Genomic DNA, 10,872 nt, shown 5'->3' with positions numbered 1-10,872 from the left:
CAGATGGGGCTCATCCTGTTCGGGCTGTCGGTGGGGTCCATGACCGGGATCCTGAGCTCGGGCCCGCTGGTCTCCCGGTTCGGGACACGACCGATCATCGTCGCCGGCATGCTGTCGACCGCCGTGGGCGTGGGCGTGGTGGGCCTGGGTGCGATGGCCGGTAACGGGGCGCTGGTCGCGTTCGGGTTGGCGCTCTTCGGGCTCGGCATGGGCAGTGGGGAAGTCGCTTTGAACGTGGAGGGGGCCGAGGCCGAACGTTTGCTCGTCCGGTCGGTCATGCCCGCCATGCACGGGTTCTTCAGTCTGGGAACGGCCGTCGGTGCCTGCTTCGGCCTGCTCGCGACGGCCCTTCGGTTCCCCGTGGTCGCCCACATGCTCCTCATGAGCGTCGTCATCCTGGTCGGATCGGCGCTGTGCATCGGACGTATCCCCGTCGGCTTCGGTCGCCGCGAGATCGTCGACCACACCGTCTCCGAACCCACCCCCAAGGCGGCTCCATGGCGGGACACCCGTCTGGTCCTCCTGGGTGGTGTCATCCTGGCCCTGGCGATGGCCGAGGGGACGGCCAACGACTGGCTGCCGCTGGTCATGGTCGACGGACACGGGTTCGACGCCGTTTGGGGTTCGGCCATCTTCGCCGTGTTCGCCATGGCGATGACGCTGGGCCGGTTCGTCGGTGGATCGTTCGTCAACAGGTTCGGTCGCGCACCGGTCTTGGCCGCCAGCGCGGCCATCGGTGCCTTCGGGATGGCGGGGGTGATCTTCATCGACCATCAGCCGTTGGTCGTGGCCTCGGTGGTTCTCTGGGGGCTGGGGGCCTCGCTCGGCTTCCCGGTGGCGCTGTCCGCCGCGGGCGACACCGGGGATGAAACCAGTGGCGCGGAGACCGCGGCCCGGGTCTCCTTCGCCGCCACGATCGGCTACATCGCCTTCCTCGTCGGGCCTCCCGCCCTGGGAATCCTAGGTGAACAGTTCGGGCTCCGCCCGGCGATGATCGTGGTCCTGGTCCTGGTCATCGTGGCGGCGCTGCTCACCCCCGCCGCCGGCACGCCGCGCGAACGGAGGATGGAGCCGGTGGAGGACCGGGGCCACGTCTGAGCCCCGAACCTTCGCCGTCCGCGTCGGATCCTTTCGTCTACTCGGAGTCCTTCCGGTCCTGGTGACCGGGTCGCGGGAGTCTCCCGGCCTCGGCACCCCGCAGCCGGGCCTACCCTTCCTGTTGGGCGCCCCGCCCTTCAAAGGTCCGGAACGGACGATGCGGGGCCGACCCCCGTCGGATCGATGCAGGGCCCACCGGGCGCGCGTCTCGGTCAAGGGTGGCCTCCGCATGGACGAAACCACCCTTGCCCGATCCGGCCGTTCCCAGATCGCCGGTGAGCATCGTGAGCTGTGGGACCGAGTGCTCGGCAAGCTCTGCGAGGGCCCGCGTCGCAGAAGGCCCTGACCACGACACTGCGTCGGCTGGAGCGCAACGGCATGGTCGAACGAGTGGTCATCGGCACCCGGCCGGTCGCCGTCGAGTACCGCATCAGCGCACTGGGGAACACGCTTCAGGAGCTCATCGACGCGTTTTTCGGTTGAACCACCACGTATATGCCGGAAGTGGATCGGGCCTGGGAGAGGTTCGATGACGAGCACGATCTCCAGGGGAGAAGCGTGAGGGGCGACTGGTTCCGGGGAGAGTGGGATACGCGGCCGGGGCATGGATCAGGATGGATGCTTGGGCGCCGGGTCCAGCGCCCGACGCTCTCCGGAGCGGGCGGCCCGCCATGCGCGTTCGCGGCCCCGGGGGACCAACGCGCCGGCGGCGACGGTGGTGAGGATGAGTGCCACCGCGCCGCCCACCACCGCCATTGTGCCGGGCAGGGACACCTCGCCCGGTCCGGGGTCGGACACGAACGCCGTACCCGGGGAGGGGTTCTCCTCGGACATGATGGGAGCGGTGGTGAGTGCGCCGACCGGGTCCACTCGCCCGTTGCCGCGCATCGTGTCACCGCGCCCGTAGGGCGAGGAGTAGGCGGTGACCAACAACCGTTCTCGGACATCGGATGCCGACAGGTCGGGGTCGTAGGAGCGCAGGAGGGCGGCGGTGCCTGCGACGAATCCGGCCGCGACGACGTCCCCGGAGCCCACGAAGTGTCCGTCTCCCCCTGGCCCGACGCTGATGACCAGGTCGCCGGGGGCGGTCAGGTCCACTCGCGCCGGCACACCGTTGGAGTCCAGTGCCGGGGATCCGGCGACAGGGGTACCCTCCACCCCCACGGCGGCCACGCTGACCGCCTCAGGGTGGTTTCCCGGTGAGGCAGGGAAGGAAATACCGTTGGCGGCGACCGTGGCGGGTGCCACAACGAGCACGTCGGCCTCGGTGGCGGTGTCCACCGCTGCTTCCAGTGCGCGGCTGGATTCAGCGATGGCCGCACCGATCAGGACGACCTGGGCTCCTTCGCCGACCGCCGTGTCGATGCCGTCGGCGATGTCGCCCGCGGTGGCGGCACCCTGGTCGTTGGTCACGGGGACGTCGAGCACCCGTGCGCCCGGGGAGACCCCCCTCAGCCCGCTGCCGTTCTGCGCGCGGGCGGCGATCAGCCCGGCCAGGAAGGTACCGTACCCTCGACAATCGTCGCCACCGGAGTCGACCAGCGCCATGCTGAGCGCGGTGGCGTCGGCGTCGATTCCGCTACTGAGGACGGCGACGGTGACGCCGTCCCCCTCCGACAGGTTCCAGGCGCTGGTCAAATCGAGCAGCGGGGTAGTCCACGGCTTCTCCGACACCACCGTGGACGAGGCGGCCACGCACTCTCCGTCGGGTGCGACGCCGATCGCGGGAAGTGCCTCCGATTCCGCCTCCGCGGCTCCGTTCGGGGAGGCCTCCGAGGAAGGCTGCGCCGTCTCCGCCGAAGCGGGCGAGACGGGGGCGGCCGCCAACCCGGCGCAGGCGGCGGACAGCGCGGCGGCGGTCGCGAACCGCACTGCCAGGGCCGTCCTGTTCCACAAGGTCATGGGGCACTCCATAAGCTGTCAGGTGACCGGGGTGAGTTCGCACGTGGGGAGGGCCGACTCCCCTCGGCGATCCCGGACCGTGGGGTCGAGGCTTCGAGTGAGATGTCGGCCCCGCGACCTCAATCCTCTTCTTCCATGCCCTCGGCGATCGCGAGCTGGACCGGGATCGGATCGCGGCGGGAGATCCACAGGGCCCGGCCCGGCGACATGCGTTGGGCGCGCACGTTGCCGAAGAGCACGCCCTCCGATGGCGGGCTCGACAGCAGGATGCTGGGAGTGTTGCTCTCGATGAGCGACCGAATCGCAGGGTCGGAGGTGGCGCGGCTGAAGCCGCCCGCGGCCCGCGCCATGATGAGGTGCATGCCGATGTCGGCGGCCTGCGGCAGCATCTCGATGATCGGCGCGAGCGGGCTTCCTCCCCCGGCGCCGGAGACCAGGTCGTAGTCGTCGATGATGATGAACAACTCCGGGCCGCTCCACCAGTCGCGGCGGCGCAGCCGGTCAGGGGTGATGTCGGGCCCGGGCAGTCGAGCCTTCATGGCGTGCGCGGCGGCGCCCATCATCTCGCGAGCGCTCTCCGACGACACCGCGTAGCCGAGCTGCTGCTCCTTGGGAATCGCGTCGAAGAGTTGGCGGCGTAGGTCCACCAGCACCACTCGTGCGCTCTCGGCGGAGTAGTGCTCGCGGACGGCGTTGGTGATGTGGTGCAGCAGCGTGGTCTTACCGGTCTCGGTATCACCGATGACCAGCAGGTGCGGGGTGGTGGAGAAGTCGTGCCAGAACGGGCGCATGCCCCGTCCCTCCAAGCCGAGTGGGATCCGAATCCCGCCGAACTCGGTGAGTTCGGCCGCGGGGAGTTCGGCGGCCAGAAGCCGGGTCGGCAAGGTGCGCACGGGTGGGGCACTGGGACCGCTCCAGGCCCCGGTCACTCGGCCGACCAGCTCGGTGACACCCACCGAGAGCGAGACCGGATCGCCGACGCCATCGGCGCGTGGCAGGCCGGTCAGGAAGTGGTACTGGTCGAGGGTAAGGCCCCGTCCCGCGATCCGCGGCACGGTCTGGGCCTTGCGCATATTGACGTTGGAGTCGACGGCGTCGCCCAGCCGCAGTTCGAAGCGACTGCCCAGCAGGTCGCGCACCCCGGAGTGGATGTCGGCCCAGCGGGGCGAGGCGACGACGAGGTGCACGCCGTAGCTCAGCCCGCGCTGGGCGAGCTGGGTCAGCGGGGTGACCAGGTCCATGAAGTCCTGGCGGATCGTGGACCAGCCGTCGATCACCAGGAACACGTCGCCGTATGATTCTTCGGAGAAGTCACCGGCGGCGCGGCGCCGCCGGTAGGTGGCCATCGAGTCCACCCCGTGCTCGGCGAAGAATTGCTCGCGATGAGTGATGATCTCCATCATCTCCGACACGGTCCGGTTGATACGGGCGGTGTCCATCCTCCCGACCACGCTGCCCACGTGGGGTAGGCCGCGCAACGCCTGGAGAGCACCGCCGCCGAAGTCGAGTACGTAGAACTGCGTCTGGGCGGGGGTGTTGGTGAGGGCCAGTGCGCAGATCAAGGTGACCAACATGGTGCTTTTACCGCTCTGGGGGCCGCCCGCGATGCCGATGTTGCCGCCCGCGCCGAGCAGTTCGGCCTTGAGTGGCAGCCGCAGCTGCTCGAAGGGTCGGTCGATGACGCCGAGCGGGACCTCCAGCAGCGGTTCGGACGACCACGCGGGACCGCTGTCCGGGAGTGGGCGGCCGATCATGGAGAGTAGTTCGTCCAGGGTGGGCGGCACGCCGAGCGGCGGCAACCAGACCTGTCGTGCCGGGGGACCTACATTGTGCAGACGCTCCAAGGCGACGTTGAGCAGGCTCTCGGTGTCCTCGTCCTCCTCTCCTTCGGCTATGGGCTCGGGCGCCGGGGTGGGGGAGCGGTCGGCGACGTAGCCCGACAGGAAGGGGACGATCTCGGTGGCCGCGGTGGCCTGGGGACCGCTGCGTCGACGTACCCGGTAGGCGCCGGAGACGTAGGCGGCCTTGAACCGGGTCAGCTGGTCGGTACCGGTCTTGAGGAACCCGTTTCCGGGCGCCGGGGGGAGCTGATGGGCGTCGGGCACACCCAGGACGCTGCGACTCTCGATCGCGGAGAAGGTGCGCAGCGCGATCCGGTAGGACAGGTGGCTCTCCAACTGGTGGATCCGGCCCTCGTCGAGGCGTTGAGAGGCCAGCAGCAGGTGCACGCCCAGGCTGCGGCCCAAGCGCCCGATCATCACGAACAGCTCCATGAAGTCCCGGTGGGCGGCCAGCAATTCGCTGAACTCGTCGACCACGACGAACAGCGTGGGCATGGGCTCCATCGACGGGTTGGCCTGGCGGGCCTTCTCGTACTCGTGGACGGAGCTGAAGTTGCCGGCGGCGCGCAGTTGCTCCTGGCGGCGGATCAGCTCACCGTGCAGGGCGTCCTGCATGCGTTCGACGAGGGTGACTTCGTCGGCGAGGTTGGTGATCAGGGCCGAGGTGTGGCGCAATTTGTCCAGGCCGATGAAGGTCGCGCCGCCCTTGAAGTCGACGAGGACGAAGTTCAGCGTATCGGGGGAGTGGGTGAGCGCCAGTGACAGCACGAGTGTGCGCAGCAGTTCGCTCTTACCGGAGCCGGTGGCGCCGATGAGCATGCCGTGCGGGCCCATTCCGCCCAGCGCGGACTCCTTGAGGTCGAGTTCGAGGGGGGCGCCGTTCTCCTCGACGCCGATGGGCACCGCCAGTCGCGAGTCCTGGTGCAGGTCGCCCCACAGCCGCTCGGTGTCGTGGACGTGCATGTTGGGGATCCCCAGCAGGGAGGTCAGCTCGAAGTCGGTGACCAGCGGCTCGACCACCTCGATGGCCATGCTCATGCGGTAGGGGGCGAGTAGCCGGGCCAGCGCGTGGACGCGCGTGGGGCTGAGCGTGTCGGGGCGGCCCAGTGGGGTGAGGGTGCGCCGCCCGCTGTGGTCCTGGCCGACCACTTCCAGAGCGTCGGGCTCAACCTTCAGCCCCAGGGTGAAGGGGGTGCCGTCCCAGGGCAGCGGGTCGTCGATGTGCACTATGACGGTGTTGCGGTAGCCGCCGGAGTCGAACCGGGTGGCCGATTGCGCTCGCCCGCTGTCGACGACGATGACGATGAAGGGCTCTTCGCGGGAAGGGGAGCCGCCGGGCTCGAAGCGGGAGCGGTCGGCCAGGTCGGGGCCGATGATGCGCTCCAGCTCGTCGGGGTCGCTGCCGATCAGCCGGACGGGGCCGGCACCGTCTCGGTCGGTGGGGTGCATCGCGTGGGGCAGCCACTTGACCCAGTCCCAGTCGGCGAGGTGTTCGTCGGCTGCGCACACGGCGATGCGCAGTTCGTCGTGTGCGTGGAAGACGGCGAGCTGGCCGATCATGGCGCGCACCATGGCGCGTGAGGCCTCGGTGTCGCCCTCTAGCGAGATACGGGCGTATCCGCGCAGGTAGACGGCGACGGGCTGGTCTTCGACGGTGGCGTAGGCCCGGATGAAGCGGCGCAGCGCGTGGGCGCTGAGCGGTTCGAGGTCCTCGACCGGTTTGGTGGACAGCGGGGCGATGCGCATGCGCATCGCCTGCTCGCCCACCGCCAGCCGGACCTCGGCGAAGTCATCGTGGGTGGAGCGGCGCTCCCACAGCCGGGAGGTACGCACCAGGGCCCATAGGGCATCGGGGGCGGGGGCACGCCACAGCATGGCGTCGCGCTGGGAAGTGACGACCTCGCGCGCCTTGGCTCGGCTCTGGGTGAGGTAGCGCAGGTAGTCGCGGCGATCGCCGTTGAGTTGACGCTTGCGCTCGCTGCGGGCGCGCACGTACTGGCCCACCAGCATGGCGACGGCGCCCAGCAGCATCATCCCGCCGGCGACGTAGGGCATGAAGGTGTTCACAGCACTGCCCTGGGCACCGGGCCGGATGAACAGCAGGACCATCGCCATCGAGGTCATGGCCATCGGCAGGTAGTTGAACACCGCCGACATGGTCGATTGCTCCTCGGGGAGCTCGGGCGGCTCTTGGAGCTGGAACTCTCCGTCGGGCATGTCCGGCCCGGGGCGGCGGGACGGTCGGCGGACGAGGATGGTGCTCACGGAGGCGATCGTCTCCTGGCGGTTGAGGCGGGGATCGGCGGCGCGGAGGGTCCGGAGAGGGCCGCACACGGGTGTCAGTTCCTGGCGGGAACCAGAATTATGTCCGCAAACCAACATAAAGCCAACAGGACACAACATTTATTCCCACATGGTGCCAATTTCGGTCCGACGGTGTTACCGTTGCGAAAGTCGTTGGATCATGAGGTTTCCTGCCAGTTACCGAGTGTAGTGTCCGCTTCCTCCCCCGGGTAGCACGAGACAGCACCATCGGTGATCCCGCCTGCGTCCCGAGTAGTAAGAACCAGATGAGCGACTCCTTTGCCCCCGACCTTTGCCGACTCGTCATCCGTGCCCCGGACCGCACCTTCGAGATCGCGGTTCCCAGCGACGTTCCGTTGGCCGAGCTACTGCCCACGATCGTCCTCTACGCCGAAGGCGATGGCGGTGAGGACCTCGACGAGGGTGGGCTCGAACACGACGGCTGGGTCCTCCAGCAACTCGGTTCGCCCGCCCTGGAGGAGGACGGCACCATACAGACCCTGGGTCTCTACCACGGTGAGACCCTCTACCTGCGCCCGCGCCGCGACCAGCTCCCGCCCCTGCACTTCGACGACCTCATCGACGGCGTGGCCACCGGTATGGCCGAGCGCAGTCACGCCTGGCGCCCCACCTACACCCGCCGACTGCTGCACGCGCTGAGCCTGTTCACCCTGTTCACCGGGTTCGTCCTGCTGGCGATGGGCGGCATGAACGGGCTCACCGCCCTGATCGCGGGCGGCGCCGCCGTCATTTTGCTCTTGGGTGCGTGGGCCGCGTCCCGGGCGATGGGCGACCTCACCGCCGCCACCGGATTGGCCGCCGCCGCCGTGCTCTACACGGGCCTGGCCGGGGCCGCCATCCCCACCGGTGATCCCGGCGTGCCCCTTCTGGGCGCCCGTGCCCTCGCGGCCTGCATGGCCGGCGCGGGCGCCACCGTCCTGGGCTTGGCGGCCGTCGCCGGGGCCGTTCCGTTCTTCGCGGGGCTCATCGTCTTCGAGGTCTTCGGGGCGGTCTCCGCGGTGACGCTGATGCTGGCGCCCGGTCTGACCATGACCGGCATCGCCGGGGCCGTCAGCGCCCTCGCGATCCTGCTCGGCACCTTCGCCCCCGCCATCGGCTTCCGTATCTCGGGGCTGCGGCTGCCCCCGCTGCCGTCCAACCCCCAGCAGCTCCAGGAGGCCATCGACCCCCACCCCGCGCGCGACGTCCTCGACCGCACCGCGCTGGCCGACAGTTATCAGGGGGCCGTGCTCGCGGCCACCGGCGCGCTCCACGTGGTGGCCCTACTCATCCTGGCCTCGGGGCCCGGCTGGCTGCCGGTCACCCTCGGCGTGGTGGTGGCGCTGGTCCTGCTGCTGCAGAGCCGTGGCCTGGCGGACGCCTGGCAGAAGCTCTCCCTGACGGCCCCCGCCTGTGTCGGCCTCGCCTTCATCGTCATCGCCGCCGTGGCCGACACCAGTACTCTGTGGAGGTCGCTGGCCCTCCTGGGCGTCTTCGCCGTCGCCGCAGGCCTCACCGTCCTGGCGTGGACGATCCCGGGCAGGCGCGGCCTGCCCCACTGGGGTCGCGCCGCCGAGATCATCCAGCTCCTCGCGGCCATCGCCATGGTCTGCTTGGTCTTCGGCAACCTCGGCCTGTTCGGCCTGCTCCGCGGGATCGGGGGCTGAGCAGTGCAGACGCGCCGCGACCAGGTCGTCGCCCACAACTTCATGGTGGGCCGCCTGGGCACCGCCATGCTGGAGGCCGACCCCGACGCCATCGACGCACCCATGCAGCGCACCCGGCGCGGGGCCTTCATCGGGCTGGCCATAGCAGCCCTGCTGTGCGTCGGGTTCCTGGTCTTCGGACTGATCTTCCCAGGAGGCAATACCTCCTGGCGCACCGAGGGCGCCCTCGTCCTGGAACGCGAGACCGGCGCCACCTACCTCTACTCCGGTGGCGTCCTGCGCCCCGTCGCCAACTACGCCTCGGCCCGGCTGGTCCAAGGTAGCCAGATGACCGTCCGTTCGGTCAGCGCCGATTCGTTGGCCGGGGTCCCCAAGGGCGGCCCCGTCGGCATCCCCGGCGCTCCCGATTCCCTGCCCGACGCCGAAACCATGTCCTCGGCCCTCTGGCGCGTGTGCGCGGTTCCCCCGGCGCAGGAGGACGGCGAGCCGCGAACCGCCCTGTCCATCGACGCGACCCCCGACGACGGCGCCCTGCCCACCGAGTTCGCGGTACTGGTCGAAGGCCCCGACAACGATCACCACCTGCTCTGGAACGGCACCCGGCTGCGCCTGGACGAGGAGAACGGTGCTCTCCAAGCTCTGGGCTATGGCACCAGCCCGGCCCGGAGCGTCAGCCGGGCGTTCCTCGACTCGGTTCCATCCGGGGGCGACCTCGCAGCCCCCGAGGTCCCCGGCGGGGTCGGCGAACAGAGCCCTGAGATCGGCGGCGAACGGCGTGTCACCGGCCAGGTCTTCGTGGTGCGCGGCGACGGGGACGCCGACCAGTACTACCTGCTCGGCGGCGGGGGCCTGGTTCCGGTCAGCGCCGTCCAGTCTCGGCTGGCACTCGCCGACACGCGCATCACCGACGACGCCTACGGTGACGCCGCACCCGAACCCGTCGCGCTCAACGCCGCAGACGTCCAGCGCAACCTGGCCGAGAACGCGGCCGCCATCGACGACGGGCTCCCGGTCACCCCGCCCGAGCCGGCGGCCACCGACGGGCAGGCGCCGTGCATGCGCGTCTCCGCCGACGGTGACGCTCAGCTCGTCCTACATCCGCTGGAGGCGGTGAGCGCCTGGCCGGTCCAGGACCGGCCCCACACCGCCCACGGCTGTCCCACCGCCGACCTCATCGGCATCCCCGCGGGGACCGGCGCGATCGTCCGTGCCGAGCCCACCGGGGGATCGGCCTCGGATCCCACCTACTACCTGGTGACCGACGCCGCCACCAAGTACCCGTTGCCGTCCGCCGACACCGCTGGGGAACTCGGCTACTCGGCCGAGGCCGCCGCGCGCGTTCCCACCTCGCTGCTGCGCCTGCTGCCCACCGGGCCGCTCATGTCGGCCGAGGCCGCTGCCCAGCCGGTTCCGGCGACGGCCGCCCCGCCCGCCGCGGCCGGATGCGGCGAGCGGGAGGGAACCTGACCGCACCACCACGCAACCACGATCGGGGTCCAGTACCCCTTAACCGAAAGGAGAGGTGAACATGGTCCAGACCACCAGTACCGAACACGGCATGAGCACGGGCCGGATGGCGATGGAGACGGCCTACAACGAGTGCAACGCCGTCTACACCAAGGTCGACTTCCTGCGCGACTCCCTCAAGAGCACCTGGGTCGGCGGCGCCGAGCAGGGCTATGAGACCGCACTGGTGAAGTGGCTGGAGGAGCTGCGGCTGATCGTCAACGGCATGAACAACATGATCGGCACCTTCGGCGGTACCACGCGAGGCATGTTGAACCTGGAAGACGAGAACCTCGTGCTCTCCTCCACCTGGAACAACCAGCTCAACCCCAACCAGGGCGGCTGAGCGGAGCAAGGCGATCCCATCTGAGCGCTTTCCCCCTCCCCCCTGCGACGACCGCCCCTGTGGGTGGCCCCGGAAGCGAAAGTAGGCAGCAGCCGATGAGTGACTTTTCCGTCCGTTACGCGGGCATGGACGATTCCGCGTTCGACCTGCGCGCTCGTACCCAGGACATCCGCAACTCCCTTGACGAGTTGGCCATGAAGATGTCCAC

General features: G+C 69.8%; 7 protein-coding genes. 5 read left to right on the top strand and 2 right to left on the bottom strand.

Annotated elements, in window-relative coordinates; translation table 11 throughout:
- Together K8V84_RS25525 and K8V84_RS25520 are read left to right on the top strand one after the other, a co-directional pair.
- Window positions 1-1,098: MFS transporter (locus tag K8V84_RS25525; protein ID WP_304079443.1), on the top strand; the 1,098-nt coding region annotated here is incomplete at its 5' end.
- 378 nt (window positions 1,099-1,476) lie between these two features.
- Window positions 1,477-1,581, top strand: a complete 105-nt coding sequence (locus tag K8V84_RS25520; protein ID WP_304079441.1) for a hypothetical protein — start codon at window positions 1,477-1,479, stop codon at window positions 1,579-1,581.
- Between the two features lie 126 nt (window positions 1,582-1,707).
- Here the strand turns inward: K8V84_RS25520 and K8V84_RS25515 are convergent, their stop codons facing one another.
- Window positions 1,708-3,000, bottom strand: coding sequence for a S8 family serine peptidase (locus K8V84_RS25515; RefSeq protein ID WP_304079439.1), 1,293 nt, complete (start codon window positions 2,998-3,000; stop codon window positions 1,708-1,710).
- Between the two features lie 119 nt (window positions 3,001-3,119).
- Complete coding sequence (gene eccCa / locus K8V84_RS25510) at window positions 3,120-7,106, bottom strand: type VII secretion protein EccCa (RefSeq protein ID WP_304079437.1); 3,987 nt, start codon at window positions 7,104-7,106, stop codon at window positions 3,120-3,122.
- 305 nt (window positions 7,107-7,411) lie between these two features.
- Here eccCa and eccD point away from each other — a divergent pair, with 305 nt between their 5' ends.
- The 3 genes from eccD (at window position 7,412) to K8V84_RS25495 (ending at window position 10,664) form a co-directional block, all read left to right on the top strand.
- A complete protein-coding gene (eccD, locus tag K8V84_RS25505) occupies window positions 7,412-8,812 on the top strand; it encodes a type VII secretion integral membrane protein EccD (protein ID WP_067605261.1) in 1,401 nt (466 codons plus the stop codon).
- 3 nt (window positions 8,813-8,815) lie between these two features.
- On the top strand, window positions 8,816-10,279 hold the full coding sequence (gene eccB, locus K8V84_RS25500; protein WP_067605259.1) for a type VII secretion protein EccB: 1,464 nt from the start codon (window positions 8,816-8,818) through the stop codon (window positions 10,277-10,279).
- A 61-nt stretch (window positions 10,280-10,340) separates the two neighbouring features.
- Window positions 10,341-10,664, top strand: a complete 324-nt coding sequence (locus tag K8V84_RS25495; RefSeq protein ID WP_067605257.1) for a hypothetical protein — start codon at window positions 10,341-10,343, stop codon at window positions 10,662-10,664.
- Window positions 10,665-10,872 lie beyond the last annotated feature (208 nt).

Source organism: Nocardiopsis listeri (assembly GCF_020741345.1).
Taxonomy (GTDB): Bacteria; Actinomycetota; Actinomycetes; order Streptosporangiales; family Streptosporangiaceae; genus Nocardiopsis; species Nocardiopsis listeri_A.
The sequence above is the reverse complement of the archived record's forward strand: the minus strand, read 5'-3'. Positions and strand labels throughout refer to the sequence as shown.

What these genes read in the sequence shown, in the direction of transcription:
- K8V84_RS25515 (WP_304079439.1), bottom strand. Translation starts at nt 3,000, where the DNA reads ATGACCTTGTGGAACAGGACGGCCCTGGCAGTGCGGTTCGCGACCGCC.
- K8V84_RS25495 (WP_067605257.1), top strand. Translation starts at nt 10,341, where the DNA reads ATGGTCCAGACCACCAGTACCGAACACGGCATGAGCACGGGCCGGATG.
- eccD (WP_067605261.1), top strand. Translation starts at nt 7,412, where the DNA reads ATGAGCGACTCCTTTGCCCCCGACCTTTGCCGACTCGTCATCCGTGCC.
- K8V84_RS25520 (WP_304079441.1), top strand. Translation starts at nt 1,477, where the DNA reads ATGGTCGAACGAGTGGTCATCGGCACCCGGCCGGTCGCCGTCGAGTAC.